This is a genomic window from Paenibacillus sp. S-38, assembly GCF_049942825.1.
Classification (GTDB): Bacteria; Bacillota; Bacilli; order Paenibacillales; family NBRC-103111; genus Paenibacillus_G.
In genome coordinates this window covers 7,496,634-7,517,029 of record NZ_CP187970.1, presented here as the reverse complement: position 1 = coordinate 7,517,029, position 20,396 = coordinate 7,496,634, and the positions used below count along the sequence as shown (strand labels likewise).

The 20,396-nt window shown below is 59.2% G+C and carries 20 protein-coding genes; 12 read left to right on the top strand and 8 right to left on the bottom strand.

Annotated elements, in window-relative coordinates; translation table 11 throughout:
• Positions 1-67: 67 nt before the first annotated feature.
• Entirely contained in the window at positions 68-3,142 is a 3,075-nt protein-coding gene (locus ACP26L_RS32725) for a fibronectin type III domain-containing protein (protein ID WP_426449781.1), read from the bottom strand.
• Positions 3,143-3,436: 294 nt separating this feature from the next.
• Here ACP26L_RS32725 and ACP26L_RS32720 point away from each other — a divergent pair, with 294 nt between their 5' ends.
• From ACP26L_RS32720 to ACP26L_RS32710, 3 genes are all read left to right on the top strand, one after another.
• Positions 3,437-4,615: a glucose-1-phosphate adenylyltransferase gene (locus ACP26L_RS32720; protein ID WP_426449780.1), complete on the top strand. Its 1,179-nt coding sequence runs from the start codon at positions 3,437-3,439 to the stop codon at positions 4,613-4,615.
• A 45-nt stretch (positions 4,616-4,660) separates the two neighbouring features.
• Positions 4,661-5,002: a general stress protein gene (locus ACP26L_RS32715; protein WP_426449779.1), complete on the top strand. Its 342-nt coding sequence runs from the start codon at positions 4,661-4,663 to the stop codon at positions 5,000-5,002.
• 98 nt (positions 5,003-5,100) lie between these two features.
• A complete protein-coding gene (locus ACP26L_RS32710) occupies positions 5,101-5,700 on the top strand; it encodes a hypothetical protein (RefSeq protein WP_426449778.1) in 600 nt (199 codons plus the stop codon).
• Between the two features lie 168 nt (positions 5,701-5,868).
• Here ACP26L_RS32710 and ACP26L_RS32705 read toward each other — a convergent pair whose 3' ends face one another.
• The gene (locus ACP26L_RS32705) at positions 5,869-6,027 is read right to left on the bottom strand and encodes a hypothetical protein (protein ID WP_014372454.1); all 159 of its coding nucleotides are present in this window, start codon (positions 6,025-6,027) and stop codon (positions 5,869-5,871) included.
• A gap of 200 nt (positions 6,028-6,227) precedes the next feature.
• Between ACP26L_RS32705 and ACP26L_RS32700 the strand changes: the two genes are divergently transcribed.
• Together ACP26L_RS32700 and ACP26L_RS32695 are read left to right on the top strand one after the other, a co-directional pair.
• Positions 6,228-6,554 (top strand): STAS domain-containing protein, encoded by a 327-nt coding sequence (locus ACP26L_RS32700; RefSeq protein ID WP_426449777.1) that lies wholly within the window; start codon positions 6,228-6,230, stop codon positions 6,552-6,554.
• Positions 6,551-7,027 (top strand): ATP-binding protein, encoded by a 477-nt coding sequence (locus ACP26L_RS32695; RefSeq protein ID WP_426449776.1) that lies wholly within the window; start codon positions 6,551-6,553, stop codon positions 7,025-7,027. The genes ACP26L_RS32700 and ACP26L_RS32695 overlap by 4 nt, the downstream gene beginning before the upstream one ends.
• A gap of 188 nt (positions 7,028-7,215) precedes the next feature.
• Here the strand turns inward: ACP26L_RS32695 and ACP26L_RS32690 are convergent, their stop codons facing one another.
• The 5 genes from ACP26L_RS32690 to ACP26L_RS32670 form a co-directional block, all read right to left on the bottom strand.
• On the bottom strand, positions 7,216-8,178 hold the full coding sequence (locus tag ACP26L_RS32690; RefSeq protein WP_426449775.1) for an ABC transporter permease: 963 nt from the start codon (positions 8,176-8,178) through the stop codon (positions 7,216-7,218).
• A gap of 5 nt (positions 8,179-8,183) precedes the next feature.
• A complete protein-coding gene (locus tag ACP26L_RS32685; RefSeq protein WP_426449774.1) occupies positions 8,184-9,254 on the bottom strand; it encodes an ABC transporter permease in 1,071 nt (356 codons plus the stop codon).
• The gene (locus tag ACP26L_RS32680) at positions 9,247-10,863 is read right to left on the bottom strand and encodes an ABC transporter ATP-binding protein (protein WP_426449773.1); all 1,617 of its coding nucleotides are present in this window, start codon (positions 10,861-10,863) and stop codon (positions 9,247-9,249) included. The genes ACP26L_RS32685 and ACP26L_RS32680 overlap by 8 nt, the downstream gene beginning before the upstream one ends.
• Complete coding sequence (locus ACP26L_RS32675) at positions 10,860-11,939, bottom strand: BMP family lipoprotein (RefSeq protein WP_426449772.1); 1,080 nt, start codon at positions 11,937-11,939, stop codon at positions 10,860-10,862. Before ACP26L_RS32675 ends, ACP26L_RS32680 begins: the two co-directional genes overlap by 4 nt.
• A gap of 181 nt (positions 11,940-12,120) precedes the next feature.
• Positions 12,121-12,678 carry a Dps family protein gene (locus ACP26L_RS32670; RefSeq protein ID WP_426449771.1) on the bottom strand — a complete coding sequence of 186 codons (558 nt, stop codon included), beginning with the start codon at positions 12,676-12,678 and terminating at the stop codon, positions 12,121-12,123.
• A gap of 209 nt (positions 12,679-12,887) precedes the next feature.
• On the opposite strand from ACP26L_RS32670, the gene ACP26L_RS32665 reads away from it, so the two are divergent.
• From ACP26L_RS32665 to ACP26L_RS32645, 5 genes are all read left to right on the top strand, one after another.
• A complete protein-coding gene (locus ACP26L_RS32665) occupies positions 12,888-13,370 on the top strand; it encodes a DUF948 domain-containing protein (RefSeq protein ID WP_426449770.1) in 483 nt (160 codons plus the stop codon).
• 143 nt (positions 13,371-13,513) lie between these two features.
• Complete coding sequence (locus ACP26L_RS32660; RefSeq protein ID WP_426449769.1) at positions 13,514-13,873, top strand: STAS domain-containing protein; 360 nt, start codon at positions 13,514-13,516, stop codon at positions 13,871-13,873.
• A gap of 20 nt (positions 13,874-13,893) precedes the next feature.
• Positions 13,894-14,343: an anti-sigma B factor RsbW gene (gene rsbW, locus ACP26L_RS32655; protein ID WP_426449768.1), complete on the top strand. Its 450-nt coding sequence runs from the start codon at positions 13,894-13,896 to the stop codon at positions 14,341-14,343.
• Positions 14,340-15,131 (top strand): sigma-70 family RNA polymerase sigma factor, encoded by a 792-nt coding sequence (locus tag ACP26L_RS32650; protein ID WP_426449767.1) that lies wholly within the window; start codon positions 14,340-14,342, stop codon positions 15,129-15,131. Before rsbW ends, ACP26L_RS32650 begins: the two co-directional genes overlap by 4 nt.
• 148 nt (positions 15,132-15,279) lie before the next feature.
• The gene (locus ACP26L_RS32645) at positions 15,280-15,600 is read left to right on the top strand and encodes a hypothetical protein (protein ID WP_426449766.1); all 321 of its coding nucleotides are present in this window, start codon (positions 15,280-15,282) and stop codon (positions 15,598-15,600) included.
• Between the two features lie 75 nt (positions 15,601-15,675).
• Here ACP26L_RS32645 and ACP26L_RS32640 read toward each other — a convergent pair whose 3' ends face one another.
• Positions 15,676-15,933: a hypothetical protein gene (locus tag ACP26L_RS32640; RefSeq protein ID WP_426449765.1), complete on the bottom strand. Its 258-nt coding sequence runs from the start codon at positions 15,931-15,933 to the stop codon at positions 15,676-15,678.
• Between the two features lie 556 nt (positions 15,934-16,489).
• Here ACP26L_RS32640 and ACP26L_RS32635 point away from each other — a divergent pair.
• Both ACP26L_RS32635 and ACP26L_RS32630 read left to right on the top strand, forming a co-directional pair.
• A complete protein-coding gene (locus tag ACP26L_RS32635) occupies positions 16,490-19,084 on the top strand; it encodes a putative bifunctional diguanylate cyclase/phosphodiesterase (protein ID WP_426449764.1) in 2,595 nt (864 codons plus the stop codon).
• Entirely contained in the window at positions 19,081-20,367 is a 1,287-nt protein-coding gene (locus tag ACP26L_RS32630; RefSeq protein WP_426449763.1) for an ABC transporter substrate-binding protein, read from the top strand. Before ACP26L_RS32635 ends, ACP26L_RS32630 begins: the two co-directional genes overlap by 4 nt.
• Positions 20,368-20,396: the final 29 nt, after the last annotated feature.

The following is a 20,396-nucleotide window of genomic DNA, read 5'->3' as shown; positions in this document are numbered from 1 at the left end:
CACCTCCGAGCGGAGGTGTTTTTTTTGTGGGCCGGCTGAGGGGTGTCCCCATCAGCCGGCAGGTCTCTTACAGGGAAGTAACCCGGCTTGCGATATACTGCACGTCCGAAGCGCTGATCTTCCCGTCATTGTTGATGTCGAAGCGGGAGTCAAACCCCGTCTGGCCCTGAGTGAGCCCGCTGGCCCTGGAGATCAGCACCAGGTCGCTGAGCCCCACAAGCCCGTCACCGTCAAAGTCGGCACCGCCCACGTAGACGGTCAGCTGGCTGCCGTTCTGCAGGGTCTGCAGGCGGCCTTGGCTGTCGGCGACCAGCGCACCGGGAAGCAGGGTAATGCCGGTCTGACCGTTCTGCAGGGCTTTGAATTTCAGGATGACAAGACGGGTTCCGTCGCTCCGGCCCGCAACGCTGCCAAGCAGGGATCCGGTCAGCTTGACCTGACCTGCAGGAGATGTGCCTGCGGACAGGACGGCCGTCGTATTCTCCTTGCCGAATTCGGAGTGAAGGAGGACTTGGGCCAGCTTGAGACGGGACGGATCATAGTGGACCTTGGAGAGGAAGCTGTACAGGTCCTTGGCCTGGTCGGCCCTCAGGTAGATCTCGAATACCGAATCCTTGTCAATGAAGCCTGGCTTGGCCTGCAGGGACAGGGAAACGGCGCCGGGAAGCGGATCCCCGCCCGGGCCATAGACGGTGGTCGTGACGCTGACGCTCGGGTTGCCGGTGCTGGCAAGGCCGGCGGCATCCTTGGCCGTCACGGAGAACAGGTACGTTCGGCCGGAAGCCAGTCCTTCAGCAAGGTAACCATACACGTCTGCGCCGACGCTGCCCACCAGCTGGCCGTCCCTGTACAGCTCATAGGAAGTAACGGCCTCATTGTCTTCGGCGAGAGTCCAGGACAGGTAGGCGCTGCTGTAAGTGACCTGTGACACGCTGAGGGAGCTGCCTCCGGGCCATACCGGGGCTTCCGTGTCTCCGCGGTACGTCAGCTCGGGTGTGGTGACCACAGCGGTCGGATTGTTTTGGCTCTGGTTGAATTCATCCTCGGCTGCGATGGTGAACCGGTACGAAGTGCCGGGGGTCAGACCTGTGGCCGCATACTCGGTAACATTACCGGGCACTTCGTCGATCCGGGCATCATCCCGGTATACGGCGTAGCGGAGCACGGCCGGGTCGTCATAAGCTGCAGGCCATGCCAGCTTGGCGCCGGTATAGGTGACGTCCGTAACGGTCAGTGTATTGCCGTTATTCCACTCAGGCGGCCAATAATCATGTTCGGGCACCGTAACGCTGGTCTCGATTGCTTCACCCGCATTGCCTACCCCATCTTCGGCTTTGACAGTAAGCTTCACTTGTTGGCCCTGATAAACTTCGGCTGTATATTCGTGGGTGTCCGGGCCGACAACGTCCAGCAGGAAGTCTCCAAGGTAGATTTGATATCCTGTGACTCCCTTGGCATCGGAGGCGGCCGGCCAGTGCAGCTTGACGGACTTATAGGTCACGTCCGTTACCGTTAGTTGGCTGTTCGCCGGCCAGGCTGGCGGGGTGCTGTCGATGTCCACCGGTCCGGTAAGGACTTGATAGACGCCGCTGCCGAGCCTCTGATTCCAGCCGCCGAGCGCAGGGCGGTGGAACGTGCTGCCCAGATAGGAGCTGACCTCCAGCGCCTTGGATGCCTGTGCGGAATGGATATACGTTTTGTAGTTAAAGGTATAGGCCACGGAGCCGTCCTCCGCCAGCGCCTGCAGCACGGGGGCGGAGCTTAGAAAGGTCAGCTGCTTCTCAGCCCCTTCCGGAGAGCGGAGGAAGAGCTGTGCGGAGCCGCTGGCGCTCTTCTTGATATAGGCAAGCCAGCCGTTCTGATACAGATACTGCTTGCCGGCCTGCATCGGGATGCTGTCGTTCTCTTTGATGACCGAAACGGTCTGACCGTTATAGAGGTATACCTTCCATCCGTCCGTAAATGCATACTCGTTATCCGAGCCGAGCAGGCCCTGGAATGGTAAACTCTGTTTCTCAACAAGGGTCTGTATGCTCCCATCGGGAAGATAGCGGAACAACCCGCTGCCGGAGATCGTGGCGCTTCCGTCCTCATTCAGCAGGACGGAGTAGTAGTAGGAACCCGGGAAGGCAGGGGGAATTGTTTTCTTCTCACCGGTTGCCGTATTGAGTATGAAAAGTCCTCCATCTCCGGAGTATGCCGTATGGGTGCCGTTGACGTCCAGAACGGCGCCGGCCGCAGCAAGTTCAACCAGCTCGGAACCGTTCCACCACACGGGTTTGTAATAGGGATCCCGGACCCTGTAGCCGGCGATAACCTCGAAAATCGCTCCGCTGCCGACCAGCTTTTCGTTCCTTGTGGCGGAAGCCGGCTTGGGAAGGGAGGTCACTTGGCCGCTGGCCCGATCCTGAATATGAAGGATGCCGTCCGCCTTGTAGAGCAGGCGTTCCGCATTCCAATCCAGCAGCTTCCCGTCCACCTTCAGGGACTCGGTCAGGCGCTGACTGTTTTCGACATATACCTCCCTGTCGAGAATGGGGGCCTTACCATCACTGCTGATGAAGTGAAATGTAATTTTCTTTCCCTGATAGGGGGTTGCGTCAAAATACGCCGTTTTGCCGGGCTGGATATAAATGGAACCGCTGTGATATTGACCGTCAATCGTATAGCCCACAGCCACATAGCTTTCAGAGCCTGTTCCAGTGATGGCTTTGCCCTTAAAAGTGATGCGTCCGTTCCGGATCACCGTACCATCTGCAGGCTCCGTGATCTGAAGGACCGTAGGCCCTTCCAGCGTGACCGTCAGCTCGGTGGAGGCGCTTGAGCCTTCATAAGTATAGGCTGTCACCTTCAAGATATGATCGCCCTTGGGCAGGCCTTCGAGGGAGAGGGTACCGGTCCACCGATGGTCCGACGACAATACCAAATCGGTCTTCCTGTCCTCCACTTCCGCGGTAAGTCCCTTGAGCTCATACGGGGAATAGGCGGCAGCGACGATCTTCAGCTCGTCCAGGTTAGGCCCGGTCAGCTCGGTGCTTTGAATGACAACACTTACGTCACCTTCATCGGCCAGAGCGGACAGGGGGACAAGCAGCAGGAGCATCAGGACGAGGCTCCACAAACGCCAGGCGTTCTTTAACATTTTTTCGGCTCCTTTCATCCATTGGGATTCTCGGCAGTTCTGGATACATATTGTATCTACACCGATGAATTTTAACGTAAAATTATACAAATCGTATCACGATCTGGTTTCATTCTACAATTTATCCCAGCATCTCTCAAATTAAAAAAATTTTATGAGGTGACGCCCCCAAAAGAAAAATCTTGTTCGAAAAAAATGGAAAATTGTGTTTCAGGAGGGGGCGCCCAGGTTAATCATAGGTATCTAACGGTAGCGACGACTACAGTCCAATCGCAGAAAGGTGCAGGTGAAATTATGACTTCAGAGGCATGTGTTGCCATGCTGCTTGCCGGCGGTGAAGGACGCCGGCTGGGTGTGCTGACTCAAACAAAAGCCAAGCCGGCTGTACACTTCGGCGGAGCTTACCGGATCATCGACTTTGGTCTCAGCAACTGCAGAAATTCCGGAATCGACACCGTAGGTGTCGTAACACAATATAAGGCCTCCTCCCTGCACGAGCATATTGGCAGCGGAGCTTCTTGGTCTCCGGAGAATAAGGGCGTATCGGTGCTCCCGCCGAAGAACGGAGAATATGTGGGAACCGCTGATGCGGTATACAAAAATCTAGCATACCTGGAAGAGAAGCAGCCGGAACACGTGCTGATCCTCTCAGGCGATCATATCTACCGGATGGATTACCGGCATCTGCTGGAGCGTCACGTACGGACCGGAGCCGACGCGACCATCGCGGTGACGCCGGTCGCCTGGGAAGACGCTCACCGCTTCGGCATCATGCGCGCCGACGACAAGGGACGCGTGGTCGAATTCGCCGAGAAGCCGAAGCAGCCAAGAAGCAATCTGGCTTCGATGGGCATCTACGTCTTCAAATGGTCTTACCTGAGGCGTGTCCTCGAGATGGACGCCCGTAATCCCGAATCTTCTCATGACTTCGGCAAGGACGTCATTCCTTATATGCTGCTGAATGGTGCGCATCTGCAAACGTATTCACACGAGGGGTACTGGCGGGATGTCGGTACGATCGAGAGCCTGTGGGAAGCGCACATGGACCTGCTCGGCGACCAGCCGAAGTTCCGCTGCGGGGAAGAAGCTTGGCCTATGTATACCCCCGCCGCAAGGAGCGGGCATACTTATGTCGACCCGGCGGCCCGGCTGGGACAATCCCTGATCGCAGGCAGCTGCAGCCTCTACGGACAGGTAGAGCGATCTGTGATATCGCCGGGCGTGTATATCGGTCATGGCAGTGTAGTGCGCGGATGCATCATCATGCCGGGGGCGCATATCGGACGCAATGTATATCTGCGCAACGCCATTATCGGGGAAGGGGCTGTGATTGCGGACGGAGCGACGGTAGGCAGCCTGTCCAAATCATCCATTGCCGTGGTAGGCGATGCCGAGACGGTCATGAAGAAGAGCGACAAAAAACCGAAGGTCTATCTCCCGATGGGGCAGCTTCACTTGGAAAGTGTTCGCTAATAAGAACATCTCAGCATTTGACTTACTTAGGAGGCGTTAACCCTGATGTTTCATTCCATCGTTGTAGCCCGGGGCGAACAAGAAGTGAAGGAGGCAGTCCGGGATCTTCAGAGTGCCGGCCGCGGAGTGGATCAGATCCAGATTCTCGCCCATGAGAGTGTGAGAATGGACCAAATCTTCAAGCCCAAGTACGCCAGCCGGATCGGCTTCGTCGGCGAGAGTATGGCCCATACGGTTGCTCCGCTCTACAAGTGCAAGGGACAAGCCCTGCGGGAGAAGCTGCTTTCTCTCGGATTGTCTCAGACCGCTGTGGAATACTATGAGGCGGAGATGGCCAAGGGACGGATCGTGATCGCTGTCGACGAGCAGCAGATTCTGAATCATTAACTCTCCCGCGCGGCGGAAATTCAATGGTTAGGCCTCTTGCCTCAAGGCCCCGGTATCAAGCGTCTCTCGAAGCCGAATACGCAAAGGAAGTGGACAGAATGAAAAGGTGGAGCATGGCGTTAGTGATCAGTACCGCTGCCTTGGGGTGGACCGGTACAGCATGGGTGGCCGGCCCGCAGGTTCCCCCCGCGGAGTCGTATTCTGCCCCTGCGCTGCAGGTAGCGGCGGCGGAGCATGGGCCTGCCGAGCCGGCGCAGCTGGCAGCGGCGGAGAGCGGGACGGCGGAAGAGGCCGCATTGATGGCGGAGGTGCCCGAGTGGAAGCTGCAGAGGGTGAACGGACTGGCGATGAGCGATGACCTGAAGACGCTCTACGAAATAAAGGGCGAGCCTTTAGCTGTGGAGAAAGACCCTTTGTTCAAGGATGAGCAGATCTTCGTCTACGAGGACTGCCGGGTCGGCTTGTATCAGAATTTCATTCAATATATCTTGGTTCCCGCTGCCTCCGGCACGATCGATATTGACGGTGTGCGGCTGGAGCTGTCGGCCGAAGCGCTCAGGCAGGCTCTCGGCGAGCCGGATTGGAAGGCCGAGGACGGCGTGGTCTATCAGAGGGGTCAGGCTGCGCTGAAGCTGTTTCTCTCTCCGGAGAGCGGCAAGCTGACCTCCGTCCAGTATTTCCACGATTTTCAGTCGTAATCAGTGCAGGACCAGCAGCAGTGACGACCCGGGGATGTGGAAGCGCTCGGGTTTTTGGCATGCCGGCAGGGCCGGGGCGGAGAATGGCCGGCCGCTCTTCCGGACAAGCCAAAAAGAACGCAGGGCCTCAGCACCTGCGTTCCGTTTCCCAAGCTTTCCCCAATCCGTTTAGAACATAGGGAATACGTAGCGTACGAGGAAATAGAGAAAGCCGAAGAAGATCACGATATAGGCCGCGTACTTGATGAATGTCGACGCTACCATACCGGAGTCCATACGGCGTTCCACATGTTTTTGTTCGATCTCCACATTCTTGGTCGGTTCCATCTTTCATCGCTCCTTCATCTAGGGATCGTCATTCGGGCGCGCCTTCCTGAGGAAGATTACCCGGACGAGATGAGGCTGAATCAACACCAAGAAAGCGGATACAAGATATTCATGAGAGGCCTGAGCTCCCCGTGTATTTTGCACCGAAATCTGCTATGCTAGAAAGAACTAACGGGTAGCTGGAGGTAGAGGTAACGAGAATGACAGGTGAAAAATTCGAAGTGAGAACCGAGTCGGGCCCCGGGGGATCCATCTTGTATTTGGCCGGCGAACTCGACCTTGGCACGGCCGAACAGCTGCGTGCGGCAGCGGAGGCCCTGGCCCTCAGCCCTCAGCCGCTGAAGATCAATCTGAGGGACCTGGCGTACATCGACAGCACGGGAATCGGCATATTCGTCTCGATCCTGAAGAGCAGGCAGAGCGTACAGTCCAATCTGATCGTTGCGGAAGTTCCGGCCAAAATCAAGCGGCTGTTCGATATGACGGGGTTGTCCCGGTTCCTGGAGATTGAAGGAGTGATGGGATGAACGTGAACGGGGGAATGAAGGCCGTGGAGAATGCGGCGGGCAAAGAGATCATCCTCCGGCTGCCGCTGCAGCCCGAAGGACTGATGACGGTCCGGATGGCACTGTACGGAGTCGCCGTCCGGATGGGGTTCTCCTTCGAAGCCATCGAAGACTTGAAGGTGGCGGTAAGCGAAGCTTGTAATCATGCGCTGCTCGGCCTGCGTGGGGACAGGCAGGACGCGGTGCTCATGCTGGTGTTCTCCATGCAGACCGGGGAACTGGCCGTCCGGATCGGGATTCAGGGCGCCTCCGTCACCTTCCGCGATGCCCTGTCGCCGGCAGCGGAACCGCCGGGAACCGTGGATTCGCTCGACGCGATCGAAAGCGGGCGGATCGGCCTGTATCTGCTGCAGGCGCTGGTGGATGAAATCCTGGTGGTGCCGGGCGAGACGGAAGGCAGTGAAGAGATCTGGCTGCTCAAGCGGCTCAGCTAGAAAAGGCATTCAAGCGGTCAGGCAGACCTTAAGCGCAGGCGGAAGGGGCACCTGCACGGGCTGCAGCAACAGCCGCGGGCGGTTCGAATTCGAAACAAGCCGTGATCGCATCTCTCTTGGACAGAGGTGCGATCACGGCTTGTTTGGGCTTCAAGAGCTGCAGGGTGTCCTCCCCCGCAGGGATGCGATTACCGCTTGCCTGGATCATACGGATCGCCGAGGGCGGCCGGCGGGTAGGCCCGGCCCACCGCCCCGGCGAGCACCAGAATCGTCAGCACGTAAGGCAGCATGTAGAGGAATTCCATCGGAATGCCCCGCGCGAATTCGAAGAGCTGGACGAAATTGCGCAGCGCCTGGGCGAAGCCGAAGAAGAGGGCGGCCCCCAGGGCGCCGAAGGGATGCCACTTGCCGAAGATCATGGCGGCCAAGGCGATGAAGCCCTGCCCGGAGATCGTGTTGTGCGAGAAGTTGCTGGTTGTGGTCAGCGTGATCGTAGCGCCGCCGAGCCCGGCGAAGGCGCCGCTGAGCAGGACCGCCGCATAGCGGAGGGGGCTGACCCCGACGCCGAGCGTATCCGCGGCGCCCGGATGCTCGCCGACTGCCCGCAGCCGCAGGCCGAACGGTGTCTTGAAGAGCACGTACCAGACAGCGGCGGCCAGTGCGAGCGCGAGATAAGTGGTCGGGTACGCGTAGAAGAGCGCGGTGCCGAGCAGCGGAATCCGGGACAGGACCGGAACGGCCATCTTGTGGAAGGCCGTGTTCAGCGTCTCGGTCTGGCCGGAGCCGGCGAACAGAATCTTCACGAGATACACGGTCGCGCCGGCCGCCAGGAAGTTGATCACGACGCCGCTGACCACCTGGTCGGCCTTGAAGGTGATGGAGGCGACCGCGTGGATCACGGAGACGAGCATCGCGAACAGCAGGCCTGCGGCCAGACCGAGCCAGGGGGCGGCGCCCATCAGGCCGGCCGCCTCGGCGTAGTAAGCGGCGACCGCCGAAGCGAAGGCGCCGCAGACCATGAGGCCCTCCAGGCCGATGTTGACGACCCCCGAGCGCTCGGAGAGAATGCCGCCGAGCGCAGTGAAGATCAGCGCCGTCGAGAAGACGAGCGTGGTGTTGACCAGCTCGCCGGCGATGCGAAGTATATCCATAGCCGTCAGGCCACCTCCCCGGAGCCGCGTCTCTTCCCGAAGCGCAGCACCCCGCGGATGATGGCGGGGGAGGCGACGAAGAAGATGACGGAGCCGATAATGATGCGGATAATTTCGGGCGGCACATCGGCGCCGAAGCTCATCCCGGCCGAGCCGTACGTCAGGGTGCCGAACAGGATCGCGGCAAGGACCACGCCGAGCGGATGATTGCCGCCGAGCAGCGCGACGGCTACGCCGTCGAAGCCGTAGCCGGGCGATCCGGCGGCAATGACCTGGTACTGGAAGACGCCCAGCACTTCAATGACGCCGGCGAGTCCGGCGAACACCCCGCCGATGAACATCGCCCGGATGATGCCGGCATTGACGTTCATGCCGGCGTATTCGGCGGCGCTCGGCGAGTGCCCGACGGCCCGCAGCTCATAGCCCTGACGTGTCTTCCACAGCAGGACGTAGAACACGACTGCGGCCAGCGGGGCCAGGAAGATCCCGGCATGCAGGCGGGCGTGGCCGAACATTTCGCTGAGGGCCGCCAGGGACAGCGAAGCACTCTCCTTGACCAGATAAGAGCGCTGCTGGCCCGGCTGCAGCAGGAAGTTCCCAACGATGTAGTTCGCAAGGTACAGCGCGATCCAGTTCAGCATGATCGTCGTGATAACCTCATTGACTCCGCGACGGGCCTTGAGATAGCCGGCAATGCCTCCCCAGAGCCCGCCGAGCAGCGCTCCGGCGATCACGGCCAGCGGCGCATGCAGCCAGAAGGGCAGGCTGAGCTTGATGCCGACGATGGAGGCGCCGGTCATGCCCATGATGAACTGGCCTTCGCCTCCTATGTTGAACAGTCCTGTACGGAAGGCGAAGGCCACCGACAGACCGGTGAAGATCAGCGGGGTAATCTCCCGGACCGTCTCTCCGATGCTGTACGGGTCCCCGATGACCTTGTCGATCAGCGCGGCATAGGCCGCAAGGGGATCATAGCCTCCCGCCAGCATGATCAGGGCGCCTACGAGCAAGCCCAGCACGACGGCCGCCAGCGGCAGCAGCGCCGAATCCGCGGACATGCGCGAGCCTTTAGCCATGCGGGCCACCTCCTTCTTCCGCCGGAACGGCGGTATCCGTGTCCCCGGACCGCAGGGAGCCGGCCATCATCAGACCCAGCTCCCGGTCGCTGGTGGACGCTGGGTCCACCACGCCGACAATGCGGCCTTCGTAGATCACGGCGATCCGGTCGGAGAGCTGAAGAATCTCGTCGAGCTCCAGGGAGATGAGCAGAACGGCTTTGCCGCGGCTGCGCTGCTCCAGCAGCCGCTTGTGGATGAACTCGATCGCGCCGACATCGAGACCCCGCGTCGGCTGGGCTGCGATGAGCAGCTCCGGATCCAGGTCGACCTCCCGCGCGATGATCGCCTTCTGCTGGTTGCCGCCGGAGAGGGCGCGTGCCGGCGTATGCGTGCCCGGCGTGCGGACGTCGAATTCGCCGATGAGCCGGCCGGCCTGCTTGTCCATCGCGCCGTAATCCAGGAAGCCGCCGTGGTTGTAAGCGGGCTTGTAGTACGATTTGAGCACGAGGTTCTCTCTCATCGAGAAATCGAGCACGAGGCCCCGCTTATGCCGGTCCTCGGGGATATGCCCGATGCCGGCTTCGGCTGCCGCGCGCGGCGGCAGATTCGTGATGTCGCGGCCCGAGAGCCGGATCCGCCCGCTGTCCACGGACTGCAGTCCCGCCAGGGCTTCGATCAGCTGGCTTTGCCCGTTGCCGTCGACACCGGCGATGCCAAGAATCTCCCCGCCGTAGACCTCGAAGGCGAGGCCGTTCAGCACCGGCGTCCCGCCGCGTCCGCGGACGGTTACGTCCTCGACGCGCAGCACGGGCTCCTTCGATGCCGCGCCCGCCGGGACAGGAGGCTTGTCGAGCCGGAAGCTGACCTCCCGCCCGACCATCAGGGCGGCCAGCGCGTCGGGGTTCGTCTCGGCGGTGCGCACCGTGCCGACGACCCTGCCGCGCCGGATGACCGTGACCCGGTCGGCGATGGCCATGATTTCCTTCAGCTTATGCGTGATGAGAATGATCGACTTGCCCTCGCTGACGAGCTTGCGCATGATGGCGATGAGCTCCTGGATCTCCTGCGGCGTCAGGACAGCCGTCGGCTCATCGAAGATGAGAATCTCCGCCCCGCGGTACAGCGTCTTCAGAATCTCCACCCGCTGCTGCATGCCGACGGAGATGTCCGCGATCTTCGCCCGCGGGTCCACGCGCAGGCCGTACCGGTCGGAGAGGGCGGCCACCTCCCGCTCCGCATGCCGGTAGTCGATCCGAATCCCCTGCTTCGGTTCCATGCCGAGCACGATATTCTCGGCCACGGTGAACGGCTGCACCAGCTTGAAGTGCTGGTGCACCATGCCGAGCCCGAGGCGGATCGCCGCCTTCGGTCCCGTGATCGTGACGGGCTCCCCGTTCACGAGAATCTCGCCTTCGTCCGGCTGGTAGAGGCCGAAGAGAATATTCATCAGCGTCGACTTGCCCGCCCCGTTCTCCCCGAGCAGAGCGAGGATCTCGCCCCGCTCGAGGGTAAGCGAGATCCCGTCGTTGGCTACGATCCCCGGGAAGCGCTTGGTGATCCCGCGCATTTCCACAAGGGGAGCGGCCGGCGGCAGGCTCCCGCCATCTCCTGCGGAGGCGGGGATCATTGCTCCGGAACCTTAATCTCGCCGCTGATGATGCGCTGCTTATACTCGTCCACCTTCTTGAGCACATCCGCCGGCACGTTCTTCGTGGAGGTCTCCGGCAGCCCGACGCCATCGTCCTTCAGGCCGAGAACGGTCGTTTTGCCCCCTTCGTACTTGCCTGCAATCAAGTCGTTCGAGACACGATAGACCGCCTGGTCGACCCGCTTCATCATGGAAGTCAGCGTAACATCGTCCCCGAAGGTCTTCGACTGGTCCTGATCCACCCCGATGACCCACACCTTCTGGCCGCTCTTCACCCGGTCCTTCGCTTCATTGAATACGCCGTTGCCCGTTGCGCCCGAAGCATGGAAAATAATGTCCGACCCGTCATTATAGAGCGTGGCGGCCGCGGCCTTGCCGAGGTCCGGCTTGTCGAAGGCGCCGGTATAGTTCACCGTCAGCTTGGCCTGCGGGTTCACGGCGGTGACGCCGGCACGGAAGCCGGCCTCGAAGCGCTTGATGACCGGGATGTCGATGCCGCCGACGAAGCCGATCTTGTTCGTCTTCGTCATGAGGCCTGCGACCACGCCGACGAGAAATGAGCCTTCGTTCTCCGCGAAGGTAATGGAGGCGACATTCGGCGCATCCACGACGTTGTCGATAATCGCGAGCTTGGCGTTCGGATTCTGGGACGCCACCGTCTTCATCGCATCGCCGATAATGAAGCCGATGCCCCAGGTCATGTTGAAGTTGCCTTTGACCATCTGGTTGAGGTTCGGCAGATATTCGGCATCGCTCTTGCTCTGCAGGTATTTCACTTTGGCTCCGGTGTCTTTCTCAAGCAGCTGCAGACCTTCCCAAGCGCTCTGGTTGAAGGAGTTGTCATTCACGCCGCCGACATCGGTTACCATGCCGATGTTGAACTTGGCGCCGGCCTGATTGCCGGTTCCGCCTTCCGTACCGGCTGTGGTCCCCGTACCGCCAGCCGGTTCTCGGGTGCCTGCCGTACCGTTATTGCCCGTATTCTTGCCGCAGCCGGTGACCGTCAGCAGCAGTACGAGCAGGGTGACCGCAGAGCGGGACATCCATGTTCTCATCGCTCATCATCCTCCTGGGTTGGGTAATCTTCTCAGTAGTCAGGCGTAGTATTCTCCAAGAGATGTCCGGTTATAACAACAAAAGCGGGCGCAGAAGCGCGCATACCAAAAAAGCCTGACCGGTAACCGGCCAGGCTTTCTCCTATGCTTCGGGCATTACATGCCTTGCGGGAGCGAAGGCTTACTCGACTTCACGTCCGAGATGGGCGTTCAGCATCCATACATGCTTCTCGAGCTTCGTCTTCAGTTCCAGCAGCATATCATGCGTGCCTTCGTCCTTCTCTTCCTCGGCGAGCTCCATCGCTTCGCCGGTCTCGTCGATAAGCTGCTTGTAATCATCGCGCAGCGAGCGGACCATCTCTTCCGCGGTCTCAAGCGGTTCATGCTCTTCGATCGTCGCGGCACGCGCGATCTCCTTGGATGTGGAGACCGGCTGGCCGCCGACGGACAGCAGGCGTTCAGCCAGCTCATCGAGCGTAAGGGACGCTTCTTCGTACAGCTCCTGGAATTTCACGTGCAGCGGGAAGAAGTTCGGGCCCTTCACATACCAGTGATGCTGGTGGATCTTCATATGAAGAACGGCCCAGTTGGCGATCTGCTGGTTGAGCAGGGACAGAAGCTCACTGTCCTGTCCGGAAGTAGAAGACTTCGAGGAAGATTCCTTGGAAGCTTTCTCAGAGGAAGCTTTCTCGGATGCTTTTTCCTTCAATTCTTTGTCTTTCTCCAGTACTTTAGCCATGGTTGGTTCCCTCCTATATAAGTGGAAATAGAGTAATGTTGGTGTCTTAACCTGGTGCAGCATGTGACTTATTACCCTATTCGGACAAGCCGTGAATCAAGGGATGAACACGTCCTGCGGTCAGGGTCCAACATGGTTTCAAGCCGGCAGGCGGGGGGTAAAAAGATTCCAACACCAACCAATCAAGGAACACGAAAGGAAGGGAACACATGGAGAACTCCTGGATTATTGAGGCCAGTGTGGCCATCGCCGCCATCGCCTTCGTTGCACTCGTCGTTTTCCTCATCATGACGCTTCGCTCCGTATCGGCACTGCTTGGGCAGACCAACGGGATTATGAGAGAGATTCAGCAGCAGGTGAGCGGGCTCAGCGCCGAAGCGACCGAAGTACTTCGTCACACCAATGAGGTAACGGTGGATGTACGCAATAAGCTGCACTCAATCGACTCCGTCGTTTATTCGGTGAAGAACGTGGGGGATGCGGTGGAGGAGATTACTTCGTCGCTGAAGCAGGCCTCGGCTTCCGTAGCCGGCACCGTGCGCAGCAAGGTGGTCGAGACGGTCAAGCAGGTGGAAGCTCCTACAGAAGACAAGGTGGTTAAGGTCATGCAGGCCGTGCCGGTCGTCATTGATCTGTGGAACTCGTTCCGCAACCGCAAGTCGATGAAGAGCAGCACACTGAGTAAGGCTTAAGAGACAGGCGGACAAGCCTTTTTTTACAATTAAATATCGGCTATCTGTTTCAGAGCGGCAGTCCTGGGGTAAGTAAAGGAAGATTAACAGGGCTGCCGATTTCCCTATGTTGGAAGACAAGCTGCAGCCGGGGGAGGAAGAATATGGATAGGTCGCAATCGTTTGGCGTTGAAACACAGAGAACTGAGGCTGCCAATACCGTATATCTGCAGGGGGAGCTGGATCTGTCCAAGGTGGCGGAGCTGAGATGCGCACTGGATACGTTCATTGCGGATACGACCCGCAAGCTTGTCCTCAATCTGCGGGAGCTTCAGTATATTGACAGCACCGGGATCGGTGTGATTGTATCGGTATTAAAAGCCCGGGATGTGCTCAAAGCGCCATTCGCGGTTGAAGATATTCCGCCCAAAATCAAGCGGTTGTTCGATCTGACGGGAATCACCGCATTCCTTCAAACGAACGATTCCGATAGCGCGGCTCAGGCACGGACCATTAACGGATAGGAAAGGATCGAAGCGACCGTATGAAACCCGAATCTCAAGTAGTTAGTCTCACTGTTCCTGCAGAGGCGGAGTTCATCGACTTGGTGCGGCTGACGCTGTACGGCATCAGCTCCAAGCTCGGCTTCACCTATGAAGAGATTGAAGATATGAAAGTCGCGGTGGCCGAGGCGTGCAATAATGCCGTTGTGCATGCGTATGAGCCCGGCAGCCCGGGCCAGATGGAAGTGCGGTTCGAGCAGATCGCCGGCGGTCTGCGCATTGTCGTCAAGGACTTTGGACCGAGCTTCAACTTCGAAGACAAGGCACAGCGGGCCGAATCCCTGCATGACAAGACCCTGAATGAAATCAACGTGGGAGGACTCGGCATTTATCTGATGCAGGCTTTAATGGATGATGTGGAAGTGATGACGGGCATCGGAACCGAAGTGGTCCTCACCAAGCGGGTAACCAGGAGTGAGGAAATGGTATGAAGATCAATTCGGAGCGATTGGCAAATGCGAGCGCTGAAGAGCTCATCGTAAAATACCAGCAAACCGGCTGCAACGACACCGCTACGGTGCTGCTCCAGCAGTATGAACCGATGGTGAAGATGGCAGCCGGTAAAATGTCACGCAATCGCCCCGATCTCTTCGAAGACTTGTACCAAGTGGGGCAGATGTCCGTGCTCAAGCTGCTGAAACAGTTTGATTTGTCGCTGGGCGTACAGTTCGAAGCCTATATGATGAAGAGCGTCATCGGTCATATGAAGAACTACCTGCGCGATAAGTCCTGGTATGTACAGGTGCCGCGGCGCATCAAGGAGAAGGGCAATCAGATCCAGCAGGTGGTTGACATGCTGACGGTGAAGCTTGAGCGGTCGCCGAATGTCGACGAGATAGCGGCCGAGATGGATCTGTCGGTGGAGGAAACGATCGAGATTCTCGCAGGCCGGGATTATTATCATTACGTGTCTCTCGATACACCGCTCTCCGCTGAGGATAACGGCTCGACGATCGGGGACGTTATCGGTTCCCCAAGCGACGCCTACAGCCAGGTCGAGAACCGTCTTGCCCTTCAGGAGGCGCTTGTTCACCTGAAGCCTGAGGAGCAGAAGGTGCTTCAGCTGGCTTATGTGGAAGGTCAGTCGCAGCGGACGATCGCCAATCAGCTGGGTGTATCCCAGATGAGCGTTTCCCGGATCCAGAAGCGGGCGCTGGATAAGCTCAAGGCTTATTTCCAGGAGCCCAATGGGGACAACAGCATAGGACTGGGAACATAAACGCGCCTGAGAGGGGCGCGTTTTTGCATAAGACCAATTATCTGAAAATTCTGATTTATAAAAGCGTATGCCGATTCAGCGCCCGGGGCACCGGGTAATAATACTCAAGCAGGACAAGCCCCATTATCTCCATAAGGCGGTGAAAGTCATGACAGTCAAACATAGTATCAAGTGCAGCGGAAGCGAAATTCTGGTACGCGAGACGCCGGACAAACAGTACATTCTGGCGATCCAATCGGCAACGAATCCGCTTGGTTTCGGCAATGTGTTGGAAACGTTTGCAGACAAAGATGAGGCGATTCGTTCGGCTGAGCTCTTCTGCAGGTCGCTTGCGGCGGCCAAGGAACGCGGTTACTACCTCGAGAACGGTTACTTTGTGAAGCCGCAGCGGGAGAAGATTCCGGTCGCCACCAGCTTTCACGCGGGACAGACGGAAGAGGGATGGATCGAACAGCTCAGCCGGGGATAAGCTCCCCGGCTTTTTGCTGTTTTGCGTTGTTCCGACCGGAATACCGGGCTGCTGCTTGGGTCACGTGAACCGATTCTACGGGGTGATCCAGTACATGGCACCCGCCGCGGCGAGGAGGATGATCAGGAAGACGGGGATCCACTGCCAACGTCCGGCGGTATCGGCTGTCTCCTCCGTCGCTGCTGCCGCCGGGGAAGCAGGCAGCTCACGCCATTCCCCCGATTCACCGTCGCGCAGCCGTAGGCTCCCCTCGTCCGGATGGAGCTCCAGCCGGAGCCGTCCTTCCCCGAGAATCTCAACAATCTGTTTGTGTCCTTCCTCCAGCTTGCTCATCTTCGCGCCTCCCTTCACCCCGCGAGGGGTCCGAGTACCGGCATGGAACTTGCCTTCGAAAAAAATGCCGGGAGATCAACCATTTGCCAATAACGAAATGGTACATACTAGGTAGAGTAAAGCCAGGATCTTGGGCCGGCTCTGCAACCGTTCAGACGGCTCGTACCATGAAGGTGCAGAAACGGAAGAGATGCCTGGGTCCCTTACTTCTATTGTACTATGCTCCCCATGGAAGACCAAGGTAATTCAGTCCTAAATTTACAGAATATTCTCATATTTATAGGGGGCACCAGTGGAGAGCGGGCGTTCAGCTCGGATGCCTTCAAAACTACAAAGTCAGGCCTGTGCATCCGATAATAAGGATGGGAATACAAGAACGTGAACCTGATTTTCCTAAAAGCAGCACGGGCGGCTTTGCCGTTCGATCTTCAGAGACAGGATAGGACAGATTCTTATGGCATTCTTTCGCCGGATCCGGCACCAGCGGTCCCTGCCTTTCCTCATGGGAGCTGCACTGTTTGTTTTGGCGACGGCCTCCGTAATCCAAAGCGTTCCCATGATTTTCGGGCTTCATCTTACGTTTGCCGGCGTATTTATCATGATCGCCCTGCGCCTCTTCGGGCTTCTTCCGGCTGTCTTTATCTCCGTTCTGACCTTGGCCGCCGGGATGAACTTCGTCGGGTTTGCCCCGGCGTTTCTGTTTACGGTGCTCGAAGTGGTCTTCGTAGGTTGGATGATGCGCCGGAGGACGCAGCATTTGTTGATCGCGGACCTTCTCTACTGGAGTACGGTCGGCTGGGTCATTACGGCGGGGGCTTATTATGCCGATACGGGCCGGCTGGGAGCAGATATGCTGCTGCTCCTGTTCAAGTCGGTTGTGAATGGCACATTCAACGCCCTGATCGCCGATATTGCGATGGCTTATCTGCCTCTTCGGCGCATGGCGGGGCAGCGGCTCCCTGAAGCGGAGAGCGGCATCTCGCTGCAGCAGATCCTCTTCCATATCGTCATGGTGGCCCTTATGGTTCCCTTCGTCCTCTTCATGATCATCGTCAGCTGGTACCAGAACAATTCCATGATTGAGAGAGCGGGTACACTGACCGAAGGGTTGGCCGTCCAACTGGACCAGGAGCTGAGGACATGGACCGGGGAAGAGCTGCGGGGCCTGAGGCTGCATTCTTTGGTGGAGCTCAGTCGGCTGAACGAGGTGCTGGTTCAGATGGGGGATAAGGCAGGCGTCCGCAGCTATATCCTGGATACCCGGAACACCGTTGTGGCCTCGAACGTGGCCGGACGGGTCCAGAACACCTGGGCATGGCCCGCCAGGCTCCAGATGTATCCTCTGGAGATCGAGGGGCTCTATCTGGGCAAGCCTGCCCCGGGAACGCGGATGTATGAGATGGCCGCCTGGGAGGAGTCGAGCTTCTATTACAGCAAAACGCTGAACGGCCTGCCGTATCTGCTGCTGCTCGAAGTGCCGGTGAGCGTCTTCCTGACGGAGCTTCAGCCGGTCCATACGCTGAATTACAGCCTTGTGCTTCTCTTCATTTTCATTGCCGTCATGGCAACGCTGCTGATCTCCCGCCGCCTGACGAGGGTGCTCCAGCTGCTGGGACAGGCAACGGCCGATCTGCCGCAGAAGCTGCGCCAGGAGGCGGAGATCCACTGGCCGGAGTCGAGGGTGACGGAGTTCCACCGGCTCACGACGAATTTCCGCGCGATGTCGGGGGAGCTGCTCAAGATGTTCCTGGAGACGGTCCGGATGAACAGCCGTCTGCAGTCTCAGACCGTCCAGCTGCAGGAGTCGGAGAGGCGCCTGGAGCAGCTGGCTTACTACGATATGCTGACCGGGCTGCCGAACCGCCTGCACTTCAACAAGTATTTGACCGAATGGATGGAGCAGCCGGCGGAGCCGGGGCTGTTCGCGGCCGTTCTGTTCCTGGATCTCGACCGGTTCAAGCAGATCAACGACACCTTCGGGCATTCGGCGGGGGACGAGCTTCTGATAGACGTTGCCCAAAAGCTTTCCGGAGGGGTACGGTATGCTCCTGTCTTCCGGTTCGGCGGAGATGAATTCGTCGTGCTGGCTTCCTGCCGGCAGCAGGAAGAAGTGGTGGAGACGGCCGAAGCGATCCTGGCCGCTCTCTCCGAGCCTGTCGTGCTGCAGGGGCAGGAGATCTTCGTGCGCTGTTCCGTCGGCATCTCGATCTACCCCGGCGACGCGGAGGATACGGAAGCGCTGCTCAAGAATGCGGACGACGCGATGTATGAAGCGAAGGAGCGCGGGGGCGGGCAGTATGCCTTCTATTCCGAGACGACGAGCGAGAGCGCCGCGGAACGGCTTCAGCTCGAGCAGGCGCTGCACCGGGCACTGGCCGCAGGCGAGTTCGAGCTCTTCTATCAGCCGCAATACGGCGGCACGAGCGGCAGGATTACCGGCATGGAGGCGCTGATCCGCTGGAAGCATCCGGTGGAGGGCTATATTCCGCCCGTCCGGTTCATCCCGCTGGCCGAGCAGACCGGGGAGATCCGCGGCATCGGGGAGTGGGTGCTGCGGGAAGCCTGCCTGCAGGGCAGACGCCTGCAGGAGTATGCCCCCGGCCTGCTGACCGCTGTCAATCTGTCACCGCGTCAGCTTGACCAGCCGGACCTCGTGGAGCGCGTCCGTACGATCCTGCAGGAGACGGGGATGCCCCCTGAACTGCTGGAGCTGGAGATCACGGAGGAGTTCTTCATCCGCCACCAGGACAAGGCGGAGGCTGCGCTGCAGCAGTTCAAGGAGATGGGCATCCGCCTGGCGATCGACGACTTCGGCACCGGCTACTCCTCCTTCGCGCAGATGAAGCGGATCATGCCGGACACCCTGAAGATCGACCGGTCTTTCGTCCGGCATCTGGATCAGGACACGAGCAATGCCTCGATCGTAGAAGCGCTGATCACCATGGCCCACAGCCTGAAGCTCAAGGTGGTCGGGGAAGGCGTCGAGACGGAAGGGGAGCTTAGGAGCCTGCGCAGCTTCGGCTGCGATGAGATTCAAGGCTATTATTACAGCAAGCCGCTGCCGTTAGCGGAACTGGAGAACCTGCTGAAAGGAAATTCCGCGGCAGGTTTACCGGATGAGGAAAGCTCAGAAAGGAGGGGAGACTTATGACAACCGCGAAGGGGAGAGCCGCTCTGACTGCCCTTTCACTGATCACGCTGCTGGCCGGGGCCTGCAGTGGAAGGGTCCAGAACGCGTCCGTCCTGCTGCCTGAGGCCGTTCCGCTGGAGCGGGCCTACAGGAACGCGACAACCACACAGCTGACCATCTGGACCTACTATAATATCTCGAACGACGTGGAACGCTTTCGGACCGAGCATCCGGATGTCCAGGTGAATGTGGCCACCTTTCCGAGCGGCAGCTACGTGGAGACTTACCTCGACGGCCTGTCGGGGAGCAGCCCGCCCGATATTCTGCTGCTCGATAACAAGGATATCGGCTCCTTCAACGCGATCGACGGGCTGGAGGACCTGCAGATGGCCCCTTACGGAGGGCAGGCCTACAAAGCGGCGATTCCCGGGAACTTGTGGAAGCTCTATTCCTCATTCGACCGGGAACGGATGATCTCCCTTCCGATTGAGCTTCCGACGGCAGCGACCTTCTACCGGCGTGACCTGATCGAAAGCCTCGGGCTGCCCGGCGATCCGAAAGAGCTCGGCGTGTATCTCGAGAATCCGGAACATTGGCTCGAGCTCGCACGGCGGATGAAGGAGCAGGACCGGTATATTTTTCAATGGGAATCCGAGCCTGTCGAAGTCGCTGCCATGCAGGGGAATTACTTAACGGAGGACCTCAGCTTCGCACGGAATAAGCCGGTGTACCAGCAGGCGCTGGAGACGGCCAAAACCGTACACCGCGAGGATTTGGCCCTGCGCAGCTCCGTGCAGACGGAGCCGGGACAGGAAGCGCTGCGCAGCGGCCGGCTGGCGATGGTCTACTTAGGCCGCTGGGGAGTGGAGGCGCTGGAGCGCTGGGCACCGGAGACCAAGGGGCTGTGGGGCGTGACGCGGCTGCCGATGAATCTCTACGGCTGGAACGGCGGTTCGTCGCTGGCAATCGTCTCCCGCTCGCAGAACAAGGAGACGGCGTGGGAGTTCGCCCGCACGATGACCCAGCTTGGCGCGCCTAGGCCGGTGAGCGGCTTCCTCGATAGGAACGCCTTCGATGAGCTGTCTGCGAACGGGATGATGCTCGTCGAACGCCAGACCCCATCCCCGTTCGACCGCAGGCTCGAGGAGCTGTGGACAGAGTCCGTCACCGACATTCTGGAGAATGGGACTCATGCAGGGAGCGGTCTGCGGTTCATTGAGAGCCAGGCGTACAACCTTATGGAGAAGGACAGGGAACGGCTCCTCCGCTATCTCGGGAAGGACCGGCGGGAACAGCAGCCTTAGAGGCGGACAACAGCAGGACAGCCGAGGGA